The sequence below is a fragment of the Chromohalobacter sp. 48-RD10 genome (assembly GCF_029889785.1).
Taxonomy (GTDB): Bacteria; Pseudomonadota; Gammaproteobacteria; order Pseudomonadales; family Halomonadaceae; genus Chromohalobacter.
Genome location: NZ_JARANX010000005.1, coordinates 72,574 through 96,573 on the forward strand (window position 1 = coordinate 72,574; position 24,000 = coordinate 96,573).

The window sequence follows — 24,000 nt, forward strand, 5'->3', positions numbered from 1 at the left end:
GGAAGGCGGTATCTCTGGTCCGCAGACACCAGGCAATAGTTGCGCCACGCTGTCGGGCGTTCGCCGGAGCCGCTGCCAGACAGTTTGGCGCTTTCGCGCTAGCCCTGAGCGATCATCACGTCAAGGGCCCCGGTAGCGCGGTGATCAGTTCGGTTCGGCCTGATGGCCATCCCAGTGGGTATCTTGGGCCGATATGGGCTCGGCCGCTCGACGCTTGTGGGCCTCTGTATAAGTCGCCGTATGACGATCCAGGCCGCGCAGTTCCACCGTGATGCCGCGCTTGGGGGCTCCACCGATGAAATGTGTGAGATCCTCCCGGATGTCTGGATCGATGAATTGAGTGGCCGAGGCGTCGATCACGAGATGACCGTCGTCCGGTACCCGCGACAGGAAGTGGCGCAGCGATTGGCGATTGAGGAACGAGACCTCGCTGTTGAAACGCAGCAGCGCGAAATCGCCCTGCGTCGTCATCGACATGGCCGAGCGATAGTGCGCCCGGATCAGGAAGTACAGCGCCACCACGATGCCCATCAGCACGCCGATCAATAGATCGGTGGCCAGGATCGCGACGATAGTCACGACGAACGGAATGAACCGTTGCCAACCCGCGCGATATTGCGCGGCGATCAGCGCCGGCTTGGTCAGTTTATAGCCGGTGAACAGTAGGATCGCGGCCAGTGCGGACAGCGGTATCGTCTCCAGCGCGAAGGCTAGAAACGCCACCGACACCAGCAGCAGTAGGCCGTGCACGAAGCTGGCCAGAGGGGTCCGACCGCCGGCCTGGACGTTGGCCGAGCTACGTACGACCACCGCCGTCATCGGTAGGCCGCCGATCAGACCACAGAGCGTATTGCCCATGCCCTGAGCACACAGCTCGCGATGCGTCGATGACTTGCGGCCCATCGGGTCCATTTCGTCGACGGCCTCGACGCTGAGCAGCGTCTCGAGGCTGGCTACCAGTGCAATGGTGATGGCCGATAGGTAGATGCCCGGCGCCAGCCAATAGCTCAAATCCGGGGATTCCAGCGAAGCCAGCAGCGAGGCCGGTCCTTCCAGATCGGGCAGGCTGACGTACTGCTCGGGCGACAACGCGAATCCGGTCCCAGACGCCTGCACGGCCAAGCTCATAAGCACACCGACGATTACCGCCAACAGTGGCGGTGGTATGATCGCTAGCTTCGGGTAGCGCTTGGCCAGCGGTGTCTCGAAGAACGCCAGAATCGTCAGACAGACGAGCGTGATGGTTAGCGCTATTGGCGAGAAGCCATCGGCGAGCAGTCCTGGCGTGGTGATGCCGGCCTCGGTATCGGCCCCGTGGCCGATGGCTAGCGGTACTTGGGTGCCGATTAGGATCAGGCCAATACCGGCCAGCATGCCCTTGATTACGCCCGAAGGCACGAAAGCGCCGATGATGCCCATGCGGGCAAAACCGAGGCCGATCTGAATCAGGCCGGCGAGTACGGTCGCATAAAGTAGGCCACCATAGCCGTATTGCTCGATTATACCGAGCACGATGGCTGTCAGGCCGGCGGCAGGCCCCGACACGGATAGCGGCGAGCCGCTGGCGAGGGCGACGATAAGCCCCCCGACCATGCCGGTGATCAGGCCTGCCAGCGGTGGTGCGCCCGAGGCAATGGCGATGCCTAGACACAGTGGTATGGCGACAAAGAATACGACCACGCCGGCGCGTATATCGCGCCCCAGGTACCGGGTATTGAAAAACGAAGCGTTGCTGGACATGAAAAAACTCGTTAGGGCGCTTGGCAGAACCAGGCGCCGGAACTTTGAAAATTCGTTAGCGGGGCATTGGGCGGCTCGGCTGGCGCCGTCGGGCGCCTTGACTCGCTCGTTCTCTATCATCTCGTAGTGCGCCACGACAGGCTTCAGAGAGGCATCGATATATGCCAGGCCGGTCGGCTCGCCCGAGCAGGCGGCATCCATTCAGCCTTCATGGCCACAGACAATGATATAGCGTACCCCCAGAGCTGAAATGGCGTATTCCAGCGCGCTCAGAAACGTTGGGTCCTCGATGGCCGACGTTGCGATGCACGAACAGATCGCCCGGTGAGGCGTTGCACAGTTGTTCGGCCGGAACCCGACTACCGGAACAGCCGACCCAGAACACTTCGGGGGAGTGATTGGCTTGTAGCCGATCACAGTAGTTGGAATCCCAGCTTAGCATTGAGTCGACCCAGGCCTGATTCTCGAGGAAAGCGCGTTCATCAAACTGCATGGTTAGAAGTCCTCGTATGATCTTGGAGGATGAAGCGTCATGCACGTCAAATAATCTACGACGATTATATTAAACGCAAGTCATGTCCTCGTATAGCCAGACAATTTTAAATTCAATGAGTTCAGTGAGTTAATATTCTTTTCATAAAATTACAATAAATAATATTTTCGATAAATATCGCTTTTGCTGCGGTAGATTGTTGCTTGTATATTAGTCGTGTGGGGTATTAAATACCGATGCAAAATCCTAGACTCGCTGCCAATGATATGGACAAGAGAGTAGTCCGAATCAGCGAATTGTGGAGCGGCGTAAATAAGAGGCGGGATCAACAATCCGCAGGCTGCCGATATCTTTTGCCACACGTTAGTGAGCGAGCGCCGTTCACGATGAGGCCGCTGCTGATGGATAACGGCATAGGCACCTCTAATCCCTTTCCAACGTTGCGTGTTACTCAGGACGGCTGGCGAGCTACAGCGGACGAGACTCCCCCGGAGCGGTGCGCTCACCGTTGACGTAAAGCGGTCGGCTATCCCCGGTGGGCAGTTCGACGCGAAAGCCGTCGTAAGCGGGGCGATAGCTTCCCTCGTGACGCCAGTCGAGACGAATCGATTCGGCGTCGCAGGTCAGGGTCACGTGAGTTACGAGGGTGCCCGCGCCTTCGCCGAGGATGCTCTCGCCGTCGTCGTCGAAGAGTGTGACGGTACGCGTTCCGCTCGCGTCGAACGGATAGACGCGCAGCGCGCGGATATCGTCCCTGGTCGCATTGACATGAGCGAGGCGGTCGGCGGTGGCGACGATCCCGCCGGCGCGCACGAACAGCGGCAGATGTGTGAGCGGGGCATCGACAACGAACTCGCGTCCACCTTCCAGGCAGGCGCCGCCCTCGAAGGTATACCAGCCGCAGCCGTTATCCGGTAGATGCAGCCGCCGGGTGCGAGCGCCCGGCTCCATTACCGTTGCCACCAGAAGCTCTTCGCCGAGCAGGAATTCGTCGTTCTCGGCGAAGGTCGCCGGATCGTTCTCGTGGTCGAGGAAGGTGGGACGGATCATCGGCTCGAGTTCGACATGCGCGCGCCACGCCACGCTGTAGAGGTAGGGCAGCAGCCGATAGCGCAGGTGGATCGCCTCGCGCACGCCATCAAGCACTTCGGGATACATCCACGGCTCGTTGACGGTGCCATCGTCGTTCCAGGAGTGGATGGTGAAGCGCGGGTGCATCACGCCGTTCTGCACCCAGCGTAGGAACAGCTCCGGATCGGGGCGCGGGCCGGCGAAACCGCCGACGTCGTGGCCGACGTTGGAAATGCCGCTCAGCGCAAGCCCCAGGCCCATGCGCTGGTTGTAGCGCAGCGTTGGCCATTCGGTGCGGTTGTCCCCGGACCAGGTTTGGGCGTAGCGCTGCAGCCCCGGTCCGCCGGAGCGGGTGATCAAAAACGGGCGCCGTGTGGGGGCATGCGCGAGCTGGGCCTCTTGGGAGGCGCGCACCATCAACAGCGAAAGCACCGGCTTGGCTACCGAGGCGGGCAGCGGCTCACCGAAGCCGTCGAGACGTGCCTCGCGATCGACGATCTCGAACTCGTTGTTGTCGTTCCAGGTGCTGTCGATCCCCAGCGACAGCAGCTTGTCGTCGACGTTGTGTTTCCACCAGTCGACCGTCGCCTGACGCGTGAAGTCCAGGTGCGAGCCGGCGGCATCCCAGAACGGCGAGGTCTCCGCCTCACCGCTGTCGGAATCCGTGACGAACAGCCGGTTCTCGTTAGCCTTGGCGTAGGTCGGATGATCGGCCAGCAGACATGGCTTAATGTTAGCGATCAGGTGCATGCCGGCATCGCGGAACGTCTTCACCATCGCCGCCGGGTCCGGCACCTTGTCGCGGTTCCAGGTGAAGACGTAGCGCTTGTCACCGATGGAGGAGTAGCCCGAGGAGAGCTGGAATGAGTCGCAGGGGATGTCGTGCTCGCGACAGAGAGCGACGAATTCGCCGAGCCGCTCCTGAGCGTTGGGGGCATCGGTGTAGTGCATCGTCGAGCCGGAGTAGCCGAATGACCACTTCGGGCCGAAGGCGACGCCGCCAGTGAGACCGGTGAACGACTTGACCACGTCGAGCACCCGCTCGCCGAGGAGGAACCAGAGATCGAGATCGCCATCCTCGGCGCGAAACGCGCGATAGGGCGCGTGGTAGTTGTCGAGCTCGTTGCCGAGATCGATCCGCGAGGTGGCGAGGTTGTCGTAGAAGAGGCCGTAGGCGAAACCGTCGTCGCGCCGCGTGATAGTGAACGGCACATGCTTGTAGAGCGGGTCGGTGGACTCGGCGCGATAGCCCATGGCGTCGAGCGTGCGCATCTCGTAGCGTCGCCCCGAGCGCTCCAGGTTGCCGCTCTTCTCGCCGAGGCCGTAGTAGCGCTCGTCATCGAAGCGCCGCAGATAGTGTTCGACACCCTGGCCGCGGCGCGCCACTGCCACGCCGCCGGTGGCGCGGTCCTCGGCGAGGGCGGTCCAGGCGTCGTCGCCCTCGGCGCGCGCGGACCAGGTCAGCTTGAACGGGTGGGCGACGTGCAGTTTGAGCCGTGTAGTTTCCACGCTGACGCCGTCTTCGTGTTCGGTTAACGTCCAGGCCGGCGGGATGAAACCTTCGCCGGAGAGGCGCTCGCGTCCCTCCCAGGGGAGCGTGCCGTCGGGATCGATCGACCAGGTGCGCCCGGGACGCGGAGCGTCGGGCCGATGCACGAAAACGCGAAAGAGCGACTCGCCGAAGATAAAGATGACGACCTGGCGGTCGCCTGCGTCGAGCACGATTCGGTCGCTGTCGACCGCGTTGAGCGACCAGTCGGTGAGAAAACGCATGCAGACCTCGGTTATCGGGTGACTTAGCCGCCCAGCAGCAGGTTGGGGAGAAAGAGACTGATCTGGGGCAGATAGGTGATCGCCATCAGCATCGCGAAAAGCGCGACGAACATCGGCACCAGCGGCACCACGACCCGCCCGATCGAAACGCCGGCGATGGAGCTACCGACGAAGAGCGCGCTGCCCACTGGCGGCGTACAGATGCCGATACAGAGATTGAACGCTATCAGCACGCCGAAGTGAACCGGGTCCATGCCGAACTTCGAGACGATGGGCAGAAAGATCGGCGTGAAGATCAAAAGCGCCGGGGTGATGTCCATGAACATCCCGATGGCGAGCAGGATCAGGTTGATCAGCAGCAGGATGACCAGCGGGTTGTCGGAGAGCGACAGCAGCGCATCCGAGATCTGCTGCGGAATGCTCTCCAGCGACATTGCCCACGACATCGCCCCGGAGACGGAGATCAGCGGCAGTACGATGGCGGTGGTCATCGCCGCTTCCAGCACGATCGCCGGCAGCGTCCTGAAGCTGATGGTGCGATAGATCGCCATGGTGAGAATCAAGGTATAGATCACCGCGATTGCCGAGGCCTCGGTGGCGGTGAAGACACCGGCGACGATACCGCCGATGACGATCACCATCAGCAGAATCGAGGGTAGAGCGTGGAGCAGGGTGGGAAGGATCGGTGCCCGCTCGGCGACGTCCGCCCGGTAGCCCCTACGCTTGGCGATGACGCCGGCGACCAGCATCAGTCCGAGGCCCATTATCAGACCCGGCAGGTAGCCGGCGAGAAACAGTGCGGCTATGGAGGTGCCGCCGGAGACCAGCGAGTAGACGATGAAGGTCGAACTCGGCGGAATCAGAAGCCCTGCCGGGCTCGAGGCGATATTGACCGCGGCAGCGTAGCCGGGATCGTAGCCTTCCTGTTTCTGTAGCGGATTCATCACGCTACCCACCGCCGCGCAGGAGGCGACGGCGGAGCCGGAGATGGCGCCGAACATCATGTTCGCCACCACGTTGCAGTGGGCGAGGCTACCCGGCAGGCGACCGACTAGCAGTCGGGCTAGATCGATCAGGCGGATGGCGATACCGCCGCGGTTCATCAGGGCGCCCGCGAGTATGAAGAATGCGATCGCCAGCAGTGTGAAGCTGTCGAGCCCGCTCAGCATGCGCTGGGAGACGATGAGCGCGGCGTCGTGCAGGGCAAAGCTGGTGGAGATCGATACGAGTGAGGCGACACCGATGGCGAAGATGATCGGTAGGCCCAGGGCGAGAAGTATGAAGAAGGTGCCGAACAGAATGGCGCTATCGATTAGGGGCATGCGTCGTCTCCCGCCGGCTGGGGCGTGCGTGCGAGCGTGGCGATGTCGAGCAGGGAGAAGAGGGCGATGAACACGCCGGCCAGCGGTAGCGCCAGATAGATCCAGCCCATGCTGACGCCGAGCATCGGCGTGGTTTGGCCGCTGGCAAAGGTCTGGCCGGCCAGCTCGGCACCGCCGTACAGCATCACGTAGCCGGCGAAGACAAGGATGATCAGTTGAAGGGCGATCTTGAGCCAGCGACGTATCCTAGGTGGGAGATGCTCGGGCAGAAAGTCGATCGCTAGATGATGCGAGGCGCCGGACGCATAGGCCGCTCCCAGTAGGCCGAGCCAGATCAGGAGAAAGCGGGCCATCTCATCGGTGACGATCGTCGGGGAGCCGGTGAAGTAGCGGCTCGAGACCTGCAGTGCGACCACTGCTACGAGAAGCGCGAAAATGGTCAGTAGCAGAACCGCCAGTACGCGATTGGCCACATTTCGCGACCGTTCGATCAGGCTGTGACTTTGCTGAGTGCTTGCCATTGTCTCACCGCCTCATAGCTTGTCTGACATATGACATTCGGGCTAAAGGCGCAGCGTCTCAGCCTCGCGGCCGGCTGACAATATCGACCAAGGTCGGTTTGACGTCGACGAGCGAAGCTGTTGCTCTGTTGCGTCTTCCGGTGACGAGGGGCGAGCGATGACGACACGGCGAGAACTGTGTGCCTGGGGGGCTGGGTCGCTCTTGCTGGCGGGATTGGGGATTCGTGGCGCCGTCGCTGCGGACACCCGGACGCTGCGGCTCAGCCATAACCTGACCACGGCGCATCCGGTCCACCGGGCCATGCAGCAAATGGCGGAGCGTGTCCTCGCGCTCACCGACGATACGTTGAAGATCGAGATCTATCCTAACGCCCAGCTCGGCAACCAGCGCGAATCCGTCGAGCTGGTGCAGGCGGGCATTCTCGACATGGCCAAGACCAACGCCAGCGAACTCGAGGCGTTCGATCCGGTCTTCTCGCTGCTCAACGTGCCCTATCTCTTCGAGAGCGATGAACATTACGACCGCATACTCGAAGGCGAGATCGGCCGCGATATCCTGGCCGCGTCGGCGGGGCGAGGCTTTCGCGGGGTGACCTACTACGATTCCGGCGCGCGCAGCTTTTACGCCACGCGACCCATCGAATCGCCGACGGATCTGAGAAACGCCAAGATACGCGTGCAGCCGAGCCCCACCGCCATCGAGATGGTCGAGCTCATGGGTGCGAGTCCCACGCCGCTGGCCTTCGGCGATCTTTACACTGCACTGCAGCAGGGCGTCGTCGACGGCGCGGAGAACAATCCAACGGCGCTGGTCACCGCCCGTCATGGTGAAGTCGCCAAGTACTTCACCCTCGACGAACACACGCGGATTCCCGACATGCTGGTGATCTCCGAGGCGAGCTGGCAGGGTCTCTCCGAGGCGCACCAGGACGCCTTGACGCGTGCCGCTGCTGAGTCGACCTCGACTCAAAAGGCGGCGTGGCAGCGTGCCAGCGAGGATGCGGTCGCCACGGCCAAGAATGAGATGGGAGTGGAGTTCATTGAGGTCGACAAACGCGCCTTTGCCGAACGTACCCGCCCGATTCGCGACCGTGTCGCCGCACAGTCCCCACGCGCCCGACAGTGGATCGAAGAGATCGAGGCGCAGGCCTGAAGCCGGGAATGGCAGTGGTTTTTCACAGCGATGCGCCAGTTTGTCGTGCTCCGATGATCAGCCCATTCTCGAGTTTTTTTGCAGATTTTCCGGGCCGAAGGAGTCGGGCAGTAACTGTTCCATGGTGTATTGCTTGAGCGGAGTGCCTTCACCGTCGAGGACGACGATATAGGTGTCCGGCGTGGCGAATTCGCGGATACGCTGGCGGCAGTCGCCGCAGGGTGTGCACAGATGTTCACCGGGCCCGATGACGTAGAGCGTGGCGATCTCGCGCTCACCCTGGGCGATCATCGCACTGATGGCACCGGCCTCTGCGCAGAGCCCCTTGTAGTTGGCACTTTCCACGTTGCAGCCAAGGTAATGCTGGCCGCTCTCGGCGATCAGCAGGGCCCCGACTGGGTGCCGGGAGTAGGGCGCGTAGGCGCTGTCGCGCACCGCGATCAAGGCTTGGCGCGATGCATCGCAAAGCGGTGCGGAGAATGTCTCAGCCATGGGTCGTTTCTCCCGCGTCACGGAGCAGGGCATCGAGAGTGATCGCCATCATCTCGTGAAAGCCGGTCTGTCGGGTGTGCGCATCGAGGGCTTCGCCTTTCAGGATATGATCGGAAACCGTGCATACGGTCAATGCGCGGGCGCCGAACTCGGCGGCAACGCCGTAAAGGCCGGCGGCTTCCATCTCGACGCCGAGTACGCCGTGGCGCTTCATGAGTTCGAACATGGCGTCGTCGGGCGAGTAGAATAGGTCCGCCGAGAACAGATTGCCGACCTTGACGGGAGTGCTGCGGGCGCGGGCAGCGTCGGCGGCGTGCCGGGTCAGGTCGAAGTCGGCGATGGCGGCGAAATCGTGGCCCTTGAAGCGGGTGCGATTGACCCCGGAGTCGGTACACGCGCCCATGCCGACGACGATGTCATTGACCGCGACATCGTCGCGCACCGCGCCGCAGGAGCCCACACGCACCAGGCGCTTGACGTCGTACTCGGTGATCAGCTCCTTGGCATAGATCGAGATCGAGGGGATACCCATGCCGCTGCCCATCACCGAGATACGCTGGCCCTGGTAGGTGCCGGTGAAGCCAAGCATGTTGCGTACCTGATTGACGCATTCCACGTCGTCCAGAAAGGTCTCGGCGATGAATTGCGCGCGGAGTGGATCGCCGGGCATGAGCACGGTGTCGGCGAACGCGCCTGCGGGGGCATCGATATGCGGCGTAGCCATCTCATTCGTCTCCGTTCTTGGGGCTTTCGTTCAACATCGTTCGTCCGTGTTCCATCGCGCTCAGGCCAAAATGTTCAGCGAGCGTCTGACCGATGTCGGCGTAGGTCTCGCGGCGGCCGTAATTGCCGGGAGTGAGGGCATCACCGGTGATCAGAATCGGGACCTGTTCGCGAGTGTGATCGGTGCCGCGCCAGGTCGGGTCGTTGCCGTGATCGGCGGTGAGGATGAGCAAATCCTCGGGACGCAGCTTGGCGAGCACTTCCGGCAAGCGCCGGTCGAAAGCTTCCAGCGCCTCGGCGTAGCCATCCGGATCGCGGCGGTGGCCGTAGAGCGTGTCGAAGTCGACGAAATTGGTCATCACCAGCGTTCGGTCGCCCGCTTCATCGATGGCTTTGAGCGTGGCATCGAACAGCGCGTCATGGCCGTGCGCCTTGAGCACTTTCGAAACGCCGCAGTGAGCGTAGATATCGCCGATCTTGCCCACACCGAGCACCGTACCGCCGCCATCATGCAGTTTCTGCAACACGGTGGGCGTGGGCGGTTCGATGGCGTAGTCGCGGCGGTTGCCGGTGCGCTCGAAGGTGGCCGATGTCTCGCCGACGAAGGGGCGAGCGATGACGCGACCGATGTTGTAGGGCATCAGCAGCTCGCGGGCGATTTCGCACAGCGCGTACAAGCGGTCCAGTCCGAAATGGGTCTCGTGGGCGGCGATCTGGAATACCGAGTCCGCCGAGGTATAGACGATGGGCTTGCCGGTGGCGATATGTTCTTCGCCCAGCTTCTGAAGCACCGGCACGCCGGAAGCATGGCAGTTGCCCAGCACGCCTGGCAGCTCGGCGCGCTCGATCAATGCTTGGAGCAGTTCGGATGGGAAGCTCTGCGTCTTGTCGAGAAAGTAACCCCACTCGAACAGCGCCGGCACACCGGCGATTTCCCAGTGCCCGGAGGGCGTGTCCTTGCCTGAGGAAATCTCGGCCGCCGCCGCGTAGGCGCCGTCGACGCGCTCGGGCAGGGTGACGCCTGCTGCCCACTCGCCGGTGGCAAGGTGATGCGCGTGATAGAGCCCCAAACTTGCCAGATTGGGCAACGCAAGCGGCCGGCCGGCAGCGGCGCGATGACGGGCGATATGGCCCAGTGTATCGGCCCCGGCATCGTCGAAGGCGGCGGCATCCGGGGCGTTGCCGATACCGAAGGAGTCGAGTACCAGCAGAATGGCGCGTTTCATGATAGATCCTCCTGGCGCAGAGTGGCGTGGATCGGCGACGCCGGCGCGACGCTACTTTCCTCGCCGAGTGTGAAGGCCGCCTCCAATTGGCGTTGGATGGCCTCCGCGTTGGCCTGGCTGGCGGCGTGGAGGCGCAATAGTGGTTGGCCGGCATCGACGCGCTGACCCAACGCGGCGATCTGCGAGAGGCCGACGCGATGATCGATGGTATCCCCGGCGTTGCGACGCCCGCCGCCCAATTCGACCACGCCGAGCCCCAGCGCGCGCGTGTCGATGGCGTTGACGGTGCCGGTTCGAGGCGCGACGACATCGGTCGTGAAGGGTGCGGGCGCTAAATAGTGCTCGGGACGTTCGGCGAGGTCGCTCGGGCCGCCGAGGCCATGCACCATGCGCGAGAAGCGCTCCAGTGCCTCGCCGGAATCGAGGGCCCGATCCAGGCGAGTTTCGGCGTCTTCTGCGTTGCTTGCTAATCCCGACTGGAGCAGCATTTCTTGGGCCAACGACCGCGTCACTTGATAGAGGCGGCTCTCTTTACCATTACCGCCAAGCAGCCGCAGCGCCTCGTGGACTTCCAGCGCATTGCCGGCGCAGTCGGCGAGCGGTTGGTTCATGTCGGTCAACAGCACGCTGGTGGGCGTGCCGGCGCCGCTGCCGATGGCGACGATGGCCTCGGCCAATTCTCGGGAGGCCTCGGCAGTGGGCATGAAAGCGCCGCTGCCGACCTTGACGTCCATCACCAGGGTATCGAGCCCGCAGGCCAGTTTCTTGCCCAGGATCGAGGCCACGATCAGCGGCATCGATTCCACCGTGGCGGTCACGTCGCGTACGCCGTACAAGCGCTTGTCGGCGGGGGCGAGGGTGCCGGTCTGGCCGATGATCGCCACACCGACGTCTTTGACCAATTGGCGGAAGCGCGCGTCGCTGGGGGTGACATCATAGCCGGGGATCGCTTCGAGCTTGTCCAGCGTGCCGCCGGTGTGGCCGAGTCCACGCCCCGAGATCATGGGCACGTGGCCGCCGCAGGCGGCAATCCACGGTCCCAGCACCAGCGACACGAGATCGCCCACGCCGCCGGTGGAATGCTTGTCGAGCACCGGGCCGTCGAGGTGCAGATCTTTCCAGCGCAGGACCTGGCCGGAATCACGCGTGGCCTCGGTCAGCGCGATGGCCTCATCACGGTTCATGCCGTTGAGCACGACTGCCATGGCGAAGGCGCCGATCTGGGCGTCGCCTACGCTGCCGTCGGCGACGCCACGCATGAAGGTGTGGATGGCGTCGGCGTCGAGAGCCTCGGCGTCACGCTTACGGCGGAGGATGTCTTGAATCAGCATGGCGATATCCGCGTTGTTGTTTGTCGTTGAATGTCAGTGTCTGCCGTTGAGTGTCGATATCTGCCGATGAACGCAGATACTTTTCGGGCAGTGACTAGTAACCGTCCTGGGGCGCCTGGGTTTCACCGACTTCCAGAGTGGCGAGCAGTGCATCGAGCAACCCCGAGGCGCCAAAACGGAAGTGTGCGGGACTAATCCAGTCCTCGCCCATGATCCGCGCAGCCAGCTCGAGATAGGCCTTGGCATCCTCGGTGGTGCGAATGCCGCCGGCGGCTTTGAAGCCGACGTCGCGGCCGCTGTCACGAATCGTCTCGAGCATTATCTCGGCGGATTCGAGGGTGGCGTTGACGGCGACCTTGCCGGTAGACGTCTTGATGAAGTCGGCACCTGCCGTTATGGCGATTTCCGCAGCCTGGCGGATAAGAGTGGGATCCTTGAGTTCGCCGCTCTCGAGGATAACCTTCAAGGTTGCGCCGCCGCAGGCTTCACGGCAAGCCTCGACGAGCAGGCGGCCGACATCGGGCGCGCCGTCGAGCAGGGCGCGATAGGGAAAGACCACGTCGACTTCGTCGGCGCCGGCGGCCACGGCGAGACGTGTCTCGCGCGCGGCGCGCTCTGCGTTGGGGGCGCCGTCGGGAAAATTGGTTACCGTGGCAATGTGCACGCGCCGGGTCAGGCCGAGGGCGTCGAGTTCGCGCTGGGCGTCCTCGATGAAGGCTGGATACAGGCACAGCGCGGCAGGACGACCGTCGGGCGTGTCGGCACGGCGGCATAGTGCCTGGATGCGGGTGCTGTCGTCATCGTCGTTGAGTGAGGTCAGATCCATCAGGCCGAGCGCCTGACGAGCGATGGGTTGGAGGTCGGTCATATATGTGAGTCCCCGAGTGATATGCATGCGCCAGACGCGTATGCATGGGTCGATGAGTCGGTCGCGCGGACGACGAATGTGCCGGAAGACGCGCAGGAAGACGTTGGCATGGTAATGTCCTTGTCTTTATTGTTGGACCGCTTTTGTTATTTTTCTAACAGAAAAATTGTGGCTAAGCTAACAAAATGTGCCGGGGGAGGGCGAGCTAGGCTCGTTGACCGGCGTGTCGACGGAGATATTTGCAATGAACAGCCGCAGTGCGGCACGCCTTCAATGGCTACAGGACACCTTGCGCTCGGAAGGCATGCTGCCGATTGCCGAGGCCGCCCAACGCTGCCAGGTGTCGGAGATGACCATACGCCGCGACATAGCCGCCAGCCAGGACACCATCGTCTCGCTGGGCGGGCGCTTGCTGCTGGCCGAGCATCCGCAGGTGTCCGCCGGATACGACTTCGCCACCCAGCAGGATAGCTTCGCACAGGCCAAGCAGCGTATGTGCGATGAGGCGGCACGCATGATCGAGGCCGATGACACGATCTTCGTGGATTGTGGCACGACGCTGATTCCGTTGTTCGACCGGCTCGATCCCGACATGCCGCTGACGGTGGTGACGTACGCGCTAAACGTTGCCAATGCCATCGAGCAAATGGCATTGCCCCATGTGCGTCTGGTGTTGCTGGGTGGTCTCTATTATCCCGTGTCGCAGTCCTTCGGAGGTGAGGAACTGGTCACTGCGATTCGTCGCTTGGGTATCAACAAGGCCTTTATATCCGCCGCCGGCGTGCATGCCGACAAGGGGGTGAGCTGCTTCCATTTCCATGAGGTGGTACCCAAGCAGGTGGCGCTGGAGACCGCTGTGCAACGCATCCTCGTCGCCGACGAGAGTAAACTCGACCGGGTGCGTCCGGCGTTTTTCGCCGACCTCGAAAGCTTCGATGTGATGCTGACCAGCGGGGCGGCGGGTGAGGCATTGAGTGACACCCTGGTGGCGCGGCCGAGACACGCTTGGCCGACGCTCAAGGTGCTGTGAGCGTGCGTGAATGTGTGCTGATTAATAGGCGATACGGAGGCGGTTTGGGACAGGCATGACGTTTCCTCTTTCTTTGGTGTTTCTCGGCGTGGTGTTTTTTGCCTCGGCGCTATCCGGCGTCTTTGGCATGGCGGGCGGCTTGATCCTGATGGGGTTTCTGCTGGCGTGGATGCCGGCTACCACGGCCATCGCTGTGCACGGCATCATCCAAATGGGCTCCAACGCCTCGCGTGCCTGGCTCTCAAGGCGTTACATCGATTGGCGCATCGTGGCGTGGATCGTACTGGGCGTGATTATCGCGGCGGCTTTGCTGGCCAGCATGCGCTATACCCCCGACGAGCATGTGGTGCTGCTTTTGATCGGGGTCATGCCGATTCTGGTGTGGCTGCCTCGTCGCTGGTTCCGGTTCGATGTCTCGCGTCGTGTCGATGCCATTCTGTGCGGCCTGGTCGCCGGTGGCTTGACGATCGCCGCGGGGGTGTCCGGGCCGACCATCGATATCGGCTTCGTACGCACGCGGCTCGACCGGCGCACGGTCGTGGCCTCCAAGGCGGCGATTCAAGTCATCGCGCATACCATCAAGGTGGTGTTTTATGTCCAGGCGGTGCTGGCACTGGAGCGGGGACAGTGGGGTTGGATCGCCCTGGCGATCCCCTTGAGTTTCCTGGGGACGCGTTCGGGAAACGCCATCCTGAAGCGGCTCACCGATGCGAGCTTCCGTGGCTGGACGCGCTGGTTGGTCACCCTGGTGGGCGGTTACTACGCCGTGCGAGGCGTGATGGGGCTTATTTGAGTGTCGCCACTTGAGGTATCACGACGCGGCGTGGGTGACGCGTTGTCGATCCTCCAACGGGCTTCGTCCGAAATAGCGTTTGTAATCGCGGCTGAACTGCGATGCACTTTGATAGCCCACTTGGGTGGCGGCCTGCGCGACCTGATGCCCCTGCTGGGTGAGTAGGGCGCGCGCCTTGAGCAGGCGCAGGCGCTTGAGGTACTGCATCGGCGCGAGTTGCGTGGTGCGCTTGAAGTGATGGTGAAAATGCGAGGCGCTCATATTGACGCGTTGCGCGAGCGCGTCAACGTTCAGGGTCCTAGTATAGTGATGATGCAGGAAAGTCAGCGCCTCGGCGATGCGCGAGTATTGGCCATGGTAGGCAACCAGCTGACGCAACGAGGCGCCCTGCGGCCCGCGCAGCGCGGTGAACAGGACTTCACGGATGCGCCCATCGCCTAGCGCTGCGGCTTGCTCGGGGTCATCGAGACAATCGATGAGCCGTGACACATTCTCTTCCATGTCGGGATCCATGGATACAGCGGCCATGGGGGCGGGCATGCGTGCACAGGTCGTCGATGGCAGGCGCGCCACGAGGTCGCTGAGCATGGCCATGTCGAGGCTCACCGACAAGCCCAGCAAAGGCCTGGAGTCGGAAGCGTGAGTTTCGCACTCGAACGGCAGCGGCATGGCCTGGATCAAATAGTGGCCGGCGCCGTAGTGAATGATGCGTTCGCCGAGATAGCCTGTCTTGTTGCCTTGGACGATGATCACCAGGCTGGGCTCGTACATGAGGGGCGTGCGCGGGTGACCACAATGCGAGGTAATCAGTTGTACGCCGGGCAGCGTAGTGGACGTGAAGCCATCTCCGGTAGTCAGCGCTGCCAAGCGCGTCGCCAACCGAGTCTCCGAGGAAGGTTCAGCACTGGCCCCGACGGCCGTCAAGTGCGGGGGCAATGGGTGAGTCATGGGGCAGTTCCTCGACAATGGCGAATACAGATAAAGATAATATCGTGCATGAAAAATACCGTCTATCAGGCGGTTGAGAGGGCGATGCAAGAGCTCTGGGCAAATATCACACAGAATCGGGCATGGAGGAAATCGTCGACGACGCTCACACTAGGCGTGTTCGCGACCCAGGTTGGGCGATTCGCCGAGCCGGTACGCGGTTGCACTCATCAGTGATAGGATATTCGCTATGCCACAAGCTACAGGCTATGCAATGCATTCTGCGGAGTCGGCACTCGAACCATATGCCTTCGAGCGCCGCACGCCGCGCCCCGATGATGTCGCCATCGAGATTCTCTACTGCGGCGTTTGCCACAGCGATCTGCACTTCGCGCGCGACGACTGGGGAATAGCGCAGTATCCGGTCGTGCCGGGCCATGAGATCGTCGGGCGCGTGACATCCGTCGGTAGCGATGTCGCCAATTTCAAGGAAGGTGACGTTGTCGGTGTGGGGTGCATGGTCGATTCCTGCCGCCATTGCCAGGCTTGCGACGATGGGCTGGAGCAGTATTGTGCCGAAGGGTTCACCATGACCTACGGCAGCCCCGATCGTCACGATGATAGCCTCACTCAGGGTGGCTATTCCGACCGGGTCACGGTCAGCGAGCGCTTCGTAGTGCGCATGCCTGAAGGCATTGATTTGAAATCCGCTGCGCCACTGCTGTGCGCCGGTATCACTACCTATTCGCCGCTCAAGCATTACGGCGTCAAGCCGGGTCATAAGGTCGGCGTCATCGGTATGGGCGGGCTTGGTCACATGGGTGTCAAGCTGGCCCAGGCATTGGGTGCCGAGGTTACGCTGTTCACGCGCTCCGAGAGCAAGATCGCCGAAGCTAAGTCCAACGGCGCCGATCATGTGGTGGTTTCCACCGATGAGGAGCAGATGGAGGCGGTCACCGAGACCTTCGACTTTATGCTCGATACCGTGCCCAACGAGCACGACCTGAATCCGTACCTGGAGGCCCTGAAGTACGATGGTACGCACATCTTGGTCGGCCAGATGCAACCACTGGAGCCCGGCGTGGCAGGTGGCAACCTTATCTTCCGGCGTCGTGTGCTGGCGGGCTCGTTGATCGGCGGTATGCCCGAGACCCAAGAGTTTCTGGATTTCTGCGCCGAGAAGGGCATTACCTGCGATGTCGAGATGATCGATATCCAGAACATCAATGAGGCCTGGGATCGTATGCAGAAAGGCGACGTACGTTATCGCTTCGTCATCGACATGGCATCGATGAAGAACGGCTGAGCAATCCGTGACGGCTTACTAAGTGATCGTGTCAGGCGCGGGCCATGCCCGCGCCTTTTTGATGGATGCTTCGTCCTGATTTGTATGGATGCGCCGCGGCGAACGCATGTGTCACGCCAGCGCGTGGCTCAATTCCGCAAACGTGTCAGACCTTCCTGAGCGACCGACGCGACCAGCCGTCCGGTCTGGTCGTAGACGCTGCCGCGCGAGAATCCGCGTGCCCCACCGGCCCACGGGCTTTCCATGTCATATAGCAGCCAGTCGTTGATGGTCACGTCGTCGTGGAACCACAGGGCATGATCGAGACTCGCGATCTGCAGCCGAGAATCGCCGAAAAAGGTGTCGTGCGAGACGAGGCTGGTGGTCAAGAGATTAAAATCGGAGCTATAGGCAAGTAGGTAGCGATGCAGTGAGCCATCCTCGGGCAGTTCACCCGCGAGGCGGAACCATAGGCGCTTGCGCGGCATGTCGGTGGTGGTATCCGGGAAATGCAGGAACTCGATGGGATGACCGTCGAAGCGCTGTACCTCGGCGCCGGCTTCGAGCAGCGATTGGGGTGACGCGAGGTCGGGCATCTCGCGCTGATGGCCGAAGCCCGGTTCTTCGCCCTGGAATGAGGCGCTGCAGAAGAAAATGGTCTTGCCGTTCTGGATGGCGCTGACGCGCCGTGTGGTGAAGCTCCCGCCGTCGCGTACGCGATCGACCTGATACACTACCGGGCGTTTGGCGTCACCGGGACGCAGAAAGTAGCCGTGCAACGAGTGGGCGCGGCGTGCTGCATCGACCGTGCGGGTGGCGGCGGAAAGCGCTTGGCCGAGTACCTGGCCGCCAAACAACTGAGGAAGGCCGAGATCCTGGCTACGACCGCGAAACAGATCCTCTTCCAAGGATTCCAGGCCTAGTAGTTCGACGAGGGTGGCGAGTGGTTGCGTCATGCCGGCATCCTTCTGATGACTCATGTTCATACGATTGTCTCAATTCTACCAGCATACCGGAGCGCCCCTGTGATGCGCAGCGATACCTTCTACATGCACCGTGCGCTGGATCAAGCGCGCATGGGACTGGAGGCAGGCGAAGTGCCGGTGGGCGCGGTGGTGGTCGAGCCCAGTGGCGAGGTCGTGGGGGCGAGTTTCAATGCGCCGGTGTCGTGCCATGACCCGAGTGGGCATGCCGAGGTGCGCGCCTTGCGTGATGCCGCCGCGCATCTGGGCAATTATCGGCTGGATAGCTGTACGCTCTTCGTCACCTTGGAGCCTTGCATGATGTGCGCCGGGGCGATCATCCATGCGCGGTTGGCCCGGGTCGTGTACGGCGCCGCCGAACCCAAGAGCGGTATGGTCGAGTCACGGGCAAACTTGTTTGTTCAGCCTTGGTTCAATCATCGTGTCCAGGTAGAAGGCGGGCTGCTGGCCACGCGTGCGACGCGACTCCTGCAAACCTTCTTCGCCGCGCGGCGCGACTGATCTGAGGCATGGGGGAGAACGCTAAAGCACGGGTGGAACGGTGTCGAAAGGCGTTCCCTGTAGCATCGAATCGTCGCGTTCGCCGAGCTGGTGAAACTGGCGTCGACTGCGATCCACGTAGTTGAGAATTTCGTAATAGCGACGAATATTGCGCACGTAAATCACCGGCTCGCCGCCACGCGCGTAGCCGTGATGGACCTTGCTATACCACTGTTGCTTCTGCAGTAGGGGTAGCGCCTTGCGCACGTCCTTCCACTGGTAAGGATCGCCTCCCCGCATCTTGGCGATGTCCTGGGCATCGTAGAGATGCCCTAGGCCGACATTGTAGGCGGCAAGCGCCATCCACGTACGGTCCGGCTCGGTGATCTCTTCCTGCAGACGACCCTTCACATTACCGAGATAGATGGCGCCTCCCTCGATACTCTGCTCGGGGTCGAGCCGGTTGCTTACGCCGACCTCGGCGGCGGTGGCGTTGGTCAGCATCATCAGGCCGCGAACGCCGGTCGGCGAGGTCGCGCGCGGTTTCCAGTGCGATTCCTGGTAGCCCAGTGCAGCCAACAGTTTCCAGTCGAAGCCGGAATCGCGCGCCGCTTGCTTGAAAGCGTCTTCATAGCGGGGTAGGCGATTTTGGGCATGACGGATGAAAAGGCTCGCACCCACGTATTCGAGGTAGCTGTCATGACCGAAGTAGCGTGTGATCAAGTCCGCCAAGTCACCGTGGTCTCTAAGACGCGCGATAAACTGGTTGGCGGCTTGCAAAAGTGCCACGCCGCTGTGCTTGGGGAGCGCCCACACCAGACTTTGTGGCTCGCCCAGAGGAAAGCCGCTCTCGACGTCGGGAAAGAACAACCGATTGAGCTTGAACTGATGGGCATAGACGACGGCGGCATCGAGTTCGCCATTCTCGACCATTTCGATGAGATCGGTGACTTCCAGCTCGTCGGTTTCTCGCCACGTCAACTTGGGGAGAGATTCCTGCAGATCGCGAAGCGCATGGCCGGTTCCCGAGCCACGCAGTGCGGCGATATCCAGCCCCAGGAGGTCTCCCGGTGCCTTGGGAGGGGTAATGCCGTGGTGATAGATGACGATGGGCTGCATCGACATGATCGGGCGGGTGTAATTCACTCCGGGTTCGGCGGGGTCGAGCGCCAGAGTGGCGGCACCGATGTCGGCGCGACCATCGCGCACGGCATTGAGTACCTCGCCGATGCTGCCCTGGCTATCGATCGATAGGCTGACGTCCAGCGACTCGGCGAATTGCCGTGCCAACTCGTATTCGAACCCCGTCGGACCGTGGCGACCTTCGTAATAGGTCGACGGCGTATTGCGGGTGAATACCTGGATGAAATCACGCGAGAAAACGTCCGACAACGCGGCGTCCCGATTGGGGAGCGTCCGGCCGTCGGGAATCAGCAGCGCCAGCAGGGCGACGAGTGTGGCCGCGGCTGGCCGCATGTAGCGTAAGAGAGCATCGAGCATGCCAGTTCGAGTCAGCGATGAGAAAGGCCACCTTAGCGGGCGTTGCGCCTTGTGTCACCTGGCAGCGATTCCACGCAATGGCCAGGACATGAAGGTGTCTTCGCCCGTCGGGGCCTTTTCCAGTATCATGATCGCTCATTGGCCGCCGCCCGCGGCATCGTCTACTTGTTGTCCCAGAGGCCCATTCGACATGCTCGAACTGCGAGGAGCGCCCGCCCTTTCCGCCTTCCGTCATGCCAAGCTGCTAGCTGCGTTGCGTGATGCCGTGCCCGAGGTCGAGGCGCTGCATGCCGATTACGTTCATTTCGTCGATCACCAGGATGCGCTCGATGACGCGGCGCAAGAGATGCTGGCGCAGCTGCTGAGCTACGGTCCCGTCCGTGACGGTGGAGACGCCGATGACGCAGGGCATCTGTTGTTGGTCGTGCCACGCCTGGGCACGCTATCGCCGTGGTCATCGAAGGCCACCGATATCGCCCACAACTGTGGTTTGACGCAAGTTCGCCGGATCGAGCGCGGCATCGCCTACCGTGTGACGCTCAAAGGTTCGTTCGACGAGGCGGCCTTCGCCAGCCTGGTAGCGGCGCTTCACGATCCGATGACGGAAACGGTACTTTCCAATGCGAGCGACGCGGCCAAGCTCTTCGAGCGCCACGAGCCGGCGCCGCTGGGGCGTGTTGATGTGCTCAGCGGTGGGCGTGCCGCGTTGGCGGAGGCCAATGACGCCTTGGGACTGGCGCTGGCCGACGATGAGATCGACTACCTGCTCGATGCCTTCCAGGGGCTCGATCGCAATCCCACTGATGTCGAATTGATGATGTTCGCGCAGGCCAATTCCGAGCACTGCCGACATAAGATCTTCAATGCCGATTGGCATGTCGACGGCGAAGCGCAGCCGTACTCGCTGTTCAAGATGATCAAGAACACGCATGCGTGCTCCAGCGACGGGATCCTTTCCGCTTATAGCGATAACGCCGCCGTGATACGTGGCACTGAAGCCGGACGCTTCTTCGCCGCGCCGCTGCTTAACGCGCCCGAAACCGCGCGACTGCTTAATGCGCCCGAAGCCGCGCGAACGGCGAACATCAACGCGCCCGAAGCGACGCGGGCCAGCTACGCGGCTCATCAGGAGCCGATTCACATCCTGATGAAGGTGGAAACTCACAACCACCCGACGGCCATCGCGCCGCATCCCGGTGCAGCGACCGGTGCCGGCGGCGAGATTCGTGACGAAGGTGCGACGGGTATCGGCGGCAAGCCCAAGGCGGGAATGTCCGGGTTTGCGGTCTCCAACCTGCGTATTCCCGAGTTCGTGCAGCCCTGGGAAGCCTTCGATTACGGCAAGCCTGCGCGCATTCAGTCGGCGCTGGAAATCATGCTGAAAGCGCCCATCGGCGGCGCTTCGTTCAACAACGAATTCGGCCGCCCCAACCTGGCTGGCTTCTTCCGCACTTTCGAGCAGGACGCAGTGGGGGCCGGCGGCATCGAACGGCGCGGCTACCACAAGCCGGTGATGCTGGCCGGCGGTTACGGCAACATTCGCGAGGGCCATGTCGCCAAGGGCGAGATTCCGGTCGGTGCCAAGCTGATCGTGATGGGTGGCCCGGCGATGCTGATCGGCCTTGGCGGTGGCGCAGCGTCGAGCATGGCCTCGGGGGCTTCTAGTGAGGATCTCGACTTCGCCTCCGTGCAGCGTGACAACCCGGAAATGGAACGCCGTGCCCAGGAGGTCATCGACCGCTGCTGGGCATTGGGCGATGACAATCCGCTGTGTTTCATCCACGACGTGGGCGCCGGCGGGCTTTCCAACGCCTTGCCGGAATTGGTCAAGGATGGCGGTCGCGGCGGACGCTTCGAGTTGCGTGACGTGCCCAATGCCGAGCCCGGCATGAGCCCGTTGGCCATCTGGTGCAGCGAAGCTCAGGAACGCTATGTGTTGGCGGTGGCGCCGGACGATCTAGAGGCATTCGATGCGCTGTGCGCGCGTGAACGCTGCCTTTATGCGGTGGTCGGCGAGGCCACCGAGGCGCACCATCTGGACGTCCGTGATGGACATTTCGACACGCGTCCCGTTGACCTCCCGATGAGCGTGCTGTTCGGTAAGCCGCCCAAGATGACGCGCTCCTTCGAGCGCCATTCACTGGTCATGCCGGGGCTGGGGCTGGACAATCTCGACCTGCGCGAGGCGCTGGATCGTGTACTACGCCTGCCGACGGTAGCCTCCAAGAGCTTCTTGATCACCATAGGCGACCGCTCGATCACGGGAATGGTGGCGCGTGATCAGATGGTCGGCCCCTGGCAGGTACCGGTGGCCGACTGCGCGGTGACCACGGCCAGTTTCGACACGCATGCGGGCGAGGCCATGGCGCTCGGCGAGCGTCCGCCGGTGGCCCTGGTCGACCCGGCGGCCAGCGCCCGCCTGGCGGTGGCCGAGGCTATCACCAATCTGGCTGCAGCGCCGATTGCCAAGCTTTCCGACGTCAAGCTCTCCGCCAACTGGATGAGTGCCGCCGAGCATGTCGGTGAGAATCAGGCATTGTTCGATGCCGTGCATGCCGTGGGCATGGAGCTCTGTCCGGCGCTCGGTATCGCCATTCCGGTGGGCAAGGATTCGATGTCCATGCGTACCGCCTGGCAATCCGATGATGAGGAGAAAAGCGTTACCGCGCCGCTGACGCTCGATATCACCGGTTTCGCACCGGTCACCGATGCCCGGCGTACCCTGACCCCGCAGCTGCGCCTGGATCAGGACGAAAGCGATCTGATCCTGATCGACCTGGGGCGCGGTCAGAATCGTCTCGGTGGATCGGCATTGGCGCAGGTGTATGGCCAGGTCGGCGATGTGTGTCCTGATCTCGAAGACGCTGAGGACCTCAAGGCCTTCTTCGCCGTTATTCAGGGCCTCAACGCCGATGGCAAGCTGCTCGCTTATCACGACCGCAGCGACGGCGGCATGCTGGTGACGTTGCTGGAGATGGCCTTCGCCGCACGCGGTGGGCTGGAAATCAAGCTCGACTGGTTGATCGACGACGCTTATGAAGCCTTTGATGCCTTGTTCGCCGAAGAGCTAGGTGCGGTGATTCAGGTCAACCGCCGCGATACCGAGTTCGTGCTCGCCCAGCTCGCTGCCGCAGGACTCGAAACCAGCGGCGTGGTCGCCCGGCCTCGCTACGACGATCAGGTGCGTGTCACGCTCTTCGAGGAGCCGCTTCTGGAAACCACGCGGGCCATCGCGCAGCGTTCCTGGACTGAGACCAGCTATCGCATGCAAGCGCTGCGTGACAATCCGGACTGCGCGAAGTCCGAATTCGATGCCTTGCTCGACCTGCGTGATCCGGGCCTTTCGGCGCAGCCCAGCTTCGATGTCGATGAGGACATTACCGCGCCCTATGTCGGGCGTGGTGAGAAGCCACGCGTGGCGGTTCTGCGCGAGCAGGGCGTCAATGGTCATGTCGAGATGGCGGCGGCCTTCGACCGCGCTGGCTTCGCGGCCATCGACGTGCATATGAGCGACATCCTCGAGGGCCACGTCGATCTGGAAACCATGAAAGGACTGATCGCCTGTGGCGGTTTCTCATACGGTGACGTGCTCGGTGCCGGCGGCGGCTGGGCCAAGTCGGTGCTCTTCAATAGCCGCGCTCGTGATGCCTTCGAGGGCTTCTTCCAGCGTGAGGACAGCTTCTCGCTGGGTGTGTGCAACGGTTGCCAGATGCTCTCACAGCTTAAATCGCTGATTCCCGGTGCCGAGGACTGGCCGCGCTTCGTACGCAACGAGTCCGAGCAGTTCGAGGCACGCGTGAGCATGGTGCAGGTCGAGAAGAGTCCCTCGATCCTGCTCGCCGGGATGGAAGGCTCGCGGCTGCCGATCGCCGTGGCGCACGGCGAGGGGCGCGCCGAATTCCGTGACAGCGGCCACTTGCGCGGCATGCAGACCAGCGATCAGATCGCCATGCGCTATGTGGACAACTACGGCCAGGTGACGACGCGCTATCCCGCCAATCCCAATGGCTCTTCCTCGGGCATCACGGGGCTGACCACACCGGATGGCCGCGTGACGATCATGATGCCGCACCCCGAGCGCGTAGCGCGAGCGGTGACCAACTCCTGGTGTCCCGCCGAATGGCAGGAAGATGGCGCCTGGATGCGCCTTTTCCGCAATGCGCGCGCGTGGATGGATTGATGTTCGGGCAGGCGTGATCAGCGATGGCGCCTGTGGGGGCCTTGCATGATCCACAGGCGCCTCGAAATGCGTTAGGTTGAGCGGGTATGTCTTCTCCATGGGCCCCGTC

At 62.5% G+C, this 24,000-nt stretch carries 18 protein-coding genes; 6 read left to right on the forward strand and 12 right to left on the reverse strand.

The genetic code is table 11. The features are described 5' to 3' along the window. Positions 1 to 144: 144 nt before the first annotated feature. From OP496_RS07690 to OP496_RS07705, 4 genes are all read right to left on the reverse strand, one after another. Positions 145 to 1,740 (reverse strand): SulP family inorganic anion transporter, encoded by a 1,596-nt coding sequence (locus OP496_RS07690; RefSeq protein ID WP_280562960.1) that lies wholly within the window; start codon positions 1,738 to 1,740, stop codon positions 145 to 147. A 961-nt stretch (positions 1,741 to 2,701) separates the two neighbouring features. After that, the gene (locus OP496_RS07695) at positions 2,702 to 5,077 is read right to left on the reverse strand and encodes a glycoside hydrolase family 31 protein (protein WP_280562961.1); all 2,376 of its coding nucleotides are present in this window, start codon (positions 5,075 to 5,077) and stop codon (positions 2,702 to 2,704) included. A 23-nt stretch (positions 5,078 to 5,100) separates the two neighbouring features. Continuing rightward, entirely contained in the window at positions 5,101 to 6,399 is a 1,299-nt protein-coding gene (locus tag OP496_RS07700) for a TRAP transporter large permease (RefSeq protein WP_280562962.1), read from the reverse strand. Next, positions 6,390 to 6,920 carry a TRAP transporter small permease gene (locus OP496_RS07705; protein ID WP_280562963.1) on the reverse strand — a complete coding sequence of 177 codons (531 nt, stop codon included), beginning with the start codon at positions 6,918 to 6,920 and terminating at the stop codon, positions 6,390 to 6,392. Before OP496_RS07705 ends, OP496_RS07700 begins: the two co-directional genes overlap by 10 nt. Before the next feature lie 157 nt (positions 6,921 to 7,077). Here OP496_RS07705 and OP496_RS07710 point away from each other — a divergent pair, with 157 nt between their 5' ends. Continuing rightward, positions 7,078 to 8,073 (forward strand): TRAP transporter substrate-binding protein, encoded by a 996-nt coding sequence (locus OP496_RS07710; protein WP_280562964.1) that lies wholly within the window; start codon positions 7,078 to 7,080, stop codon positions 8,071 to 8,073. 57 nt (positions 8,074 to 8,130) lie between these two features. Here OP496_RS07710 and cdd read toward each other — a convergent pair whose 3' ends face one another. The 5 genes from cdd to deoC form a co-directional block, all read right to left on the reverse strand. Continuing rightward, a complete protein-coding gene (gene cdd / locus OP496_RS07715; protein ID WP_280562966.1) occupies positions 8,131 to 8,565 on the reverse strand; it encodes a cytidine deaminase in 435 nt (144 codons plus the stop codon). After that, positions 8,558 to 9,289 carry a purine-nucleoside phosphorylase gene (deoD, locus tag OP496_RS07720; RefSeq protein ID WP_280562967.1) on the reverse strand — a complete coding sequence of 244 codons (732 nt, stop codon included), beginning with the start codon at positions 9,287 to 9,289 and terminating at the stop codon, positions 8,558 to 8,560. Before deoD ends, cdd begins: the two co-directional genes overlap by 8 nt. Position 9,290: 1 nt before the next feature. Next, on the reverse strand, positions 9,291 to 10,514 hold the full coding sequence (locus OP496_RS07725; RefSeq protein WP_280562968.1) for a phosphopentomutase: 1,224 nt from the start codon (positions 10,512 to 10,514) through the stop codon (positions 9,291 to 9,293). After that, entirely contained in the window at positions 10,511 to 11,845 is a 1,335-nt protein-coding gene (deoA, locus tag OP496_RS07730) for a thymidine phosphorylase (RefSeq protein WP_280562970.1), read from the reverse strand. Before deoA ends, OP496_RS07725 begins: the two co-directional genes overlap by 4 nt. A gap of 94 nt (positions 11,846 to 11,939) precedes the next feature. Beyond that, positions 11,940 to 12,713 carry a deoxyribose-phosphate aldolase gene (deoC, locus tag OP496_RS07735; protein WP_280562971.1) on the reverse strand — a complete coding sequence of 258 codons (774 nt, stop codon included), beginning with the start codon at positions 12,711 to 12,713 and terminating at the stop codon, positions 11,940 to 11,942. A 244-nt stretch (positions 12,714 to 12,957) separates the two neighbouring features. Between deoC and OP496_RS07740 the strand changes: the two genes are divergently transcribed. Further along, positions 12,958 to 13,743 carry a DeoR/GlpR family DNA-binding transcription regulator gene (locus OP496_RS07740; protein WP_280562973.1) on the forward strand — a complete coding sequence of 262 codons (786 nt, stop codon included), beginning with the start codon at positions 12,958 to 12,960 and terminating at the stop codon, positions 13,741 to 13,743. A 55-nt stretch (positions 13,744 to 13,798) separates the two neighbouring features. Further along, entirely contained in the window at positions 13,799 to 14,536 is a 738-nt protein-coding gene (locus tag OP496_RS07745) for a sulfite exporter TauE/SafE family protein (RefSeq protein WP_280562974.1), read from the forward strand. 18 nt (positions 14,537 to 14,554) lie between these two features. On the opposite strand, the gene OP496_RS07750 is transcribed toward OP496_RS07745, so the two are convergent. Next, a complete protein-coding gene (locus OP496_RS07750; protein WP_280562975.1) occupies positions 14,555 to 15,484 on the reverse strand; it encodes an AraC family transcriptional regulator in 930 nt (309 codons plus the stop codon). A gap of 229 nt (positions 15,485 to 15,713) precedes the next feature. Here OP496_RS07750 and OP496_RS07755 point away from each other — a divergent pair, with 229 nt between their 5' ends. After that, complete coding sequence (locus OP496_RS07755; protein WP_280562976.1) at positions 15,714 to 16,769, forward strand: NAD(P)-dependent alcohol dehydrogenase; 1,056 nt, start codon at positions 15,714 to 15,716, stop codon at positions 16,767 to 16,769. Between the two features lie 128 nt (positions 16,770 to 16,897). Here OP496_RS07755 and OP496_RS07760 read toward each other — a convergent pair whose 3' ends face one another. Continuing rightward, complete coding sequence (locus OP496_RS07760) at positions 16,898 to 17,704, reverse strand: acyl-CoA thioesterase II (RefSeq protein WP_280562978.1); 807 nt, start codon at positions 17,702 to 17,704, stop codon at positions 16,898 to 16,900. Positions 17,705 to 17,776: 72 nt separating this feature from the next. On the opposite strand from OP496_RS07760, the gene tadA reads away from it, so the two are divergent. Beyond that, positions 17,777 to 18,232 carry a tRNA adenosine(34) deaminase TadA gene (gene tadA / locus OP496_RS07765; RefSeq protein WP_280562979.1) on the forward strand — a complete coding sequence of 152 codons (456 nt, stop codon included), beginning with the start codon at positions 17,777 to 17,779 and terminating at the stop codon, positions 18,230 to 18,232. A gap of 21 nt (positions 18,233 to 18,253) precedes the next feature. On the opposite strand, the gene mltF is transcribed toward tadA, so the two are convergent. Then, the gene (gene mltF, locus OP496_RS07770) at positions 18,254 to 19,711 is read right to left on the reverse strand and encodes a membrane-bound lytic murein transglycosylase MltF (protein ID WP_280562980.1); all 1,458 of its coding nucleotides are present in this window, start codon (positions 19,709 to 19,711) and stop codon (positions 18,254 to 18,256) included. Positions 19,712 to 19,901: 190 nt separating this feature from the next. Here mltF and purL point away from each other — a divergent pair, with 190 nt between their 5' ends. Continuing rightward, the gene (purL, locus tag OP496_RS07775; RefSeq protein ID WP_280562981.1) at positions 19,902 to 23,891 is read left to right on the forward strand and encodes a phosphoribosylformylglycinamidine synthase; all 3,990 of its coding nucleotides are present in this window, start codon (positions 19,902 to 19,904) and stop codon (positions 23,889 to 23,891) included. The last annotated feature ends 109 nt before the right edge of the window (positions 23,892 to 24,000 follow it).

Bases quoted from the DNA above. Each gene is read 5' to 3' on its own strand.
- OP496_RS07690 (WP_280562960.1), bottom strand. From the start codon at position 1,740: ATGTCCAGCAACGCTTCGTTTTTCAATACCCGGTACCTGGGGCGCGAT.
- OP496_RS07695 (WP_280562961.1), bottom strand. From the start codon at position 5,077: ATGCGTTTTCTCACCGACTGGTCGCTCAACGCGGTCGACAGCGACCGA.
- OP496_RS07700 (WP_280562962.1), bottom strand. From the start codon at position 6,399: ATGCCCCTAATCGATAGCGCCATTCTGTTCGGCACCTTCTTCATACTT.
- OP496_RS07705 (WP_280562963.1), bottom strand. From the start codon at position 6,920: ATGGCAAGCACTCAGCAAAGTCACAGCCTGATCGAACGGTCGCGAAAT.
- OP496_RS07710 (WP_280562964.1), top strand. From the start codon at position 7,078: ATGACGACACGGCGAGAACTGTGTGCCTGGGGGGCTGGGTCGCTCTTG.
- cdd (WP_280562966.1), bottom strand. From the start codon at position 8,565: ATGGCTGAGACATTCTCCGCACCGCTTTGCGATGCATCGCGCCAAGCC.
- deoD (WP_280562967.1), bottom strand. From the start codon at position 9,289: ATGGCTACGCCGCATATCGATGCCCCCGCAGGCGCGTTCGCCGACACC.
- OP496_RS07725 (WP_280562968.1), bottom strand. From the start codon at position 10,514: ATGAAACGCGCCATTCTGCTGGTACTCGACTCCTTCGGTATCGGCAAC.
- deoA (WP_280562970.1), bottom strand. From the start codon at position 11,845: ATGCTGATTCAAGACATCCTCCGCCGTAAGCGTGACGCCGAGGCTCTC.
- deoC (WP_280562971.1), bottom strand. From the start codon at position 12,713: ATGACCGACCTCCAACCCATCGCTCGTCAGGCGCTCGGCCTGATGGAT.
- OP496_RS07740 (WP_280562973.1), top strand. From the start codon at position 12,958: ATGAACAGCCGCAGTGCGGCACGCCTTCAATGGCTACAGGACACCTTG.
- OP496_RS07745 (WP_280562974.1), top strand. From the start codon at position 13,799: ATGACGTTTCCTCTTTCTTTGGTGTTTCTCGGCGTGGTGTTTTTTGCC.
- OP496_RS07750 (WP_280562975.1), bottom strand. From the start codon at position 15,484: ATGACTCACCCATTGCCCCCGCACTTGACGGCCGTCGGGGCCAGTGCT.
- OP496_RS07755 (WP_280562976.1), top strand. From the start codon at position 15,714: ATGCCACAAGCTACAGGCTATGCAATGCATTCTGCGGAGTCGGCACTC.
- OP496_RS07760 (WP_280562978.1), bottom strand. From the start codon at position 17,704: ATGACGCAACCACTCGCCACCCTCGTCGAACTACTAGGCCTGGAATCC.
- tadA (WP_280562979.1), top strand. From the start codon at position 17,777: ATGCGCAGCGATACCTTCTACATGCACCGTGCGCTGGATCAAGCGCGC.
- mltF (WP_280562980.1), bottom strand. From the start codon at position 19,711: ATGCTCGATGCTCTCTTACGCTACATGCGGCCAGCCGCGGCCACACTC.
- purL (WP_280562981.1), top strand. From the start codon at position 19,902: ATGCTCGAACTGCGAGGAGCGCCCGCCCTTTCCGCCTTCCGTCATGCC.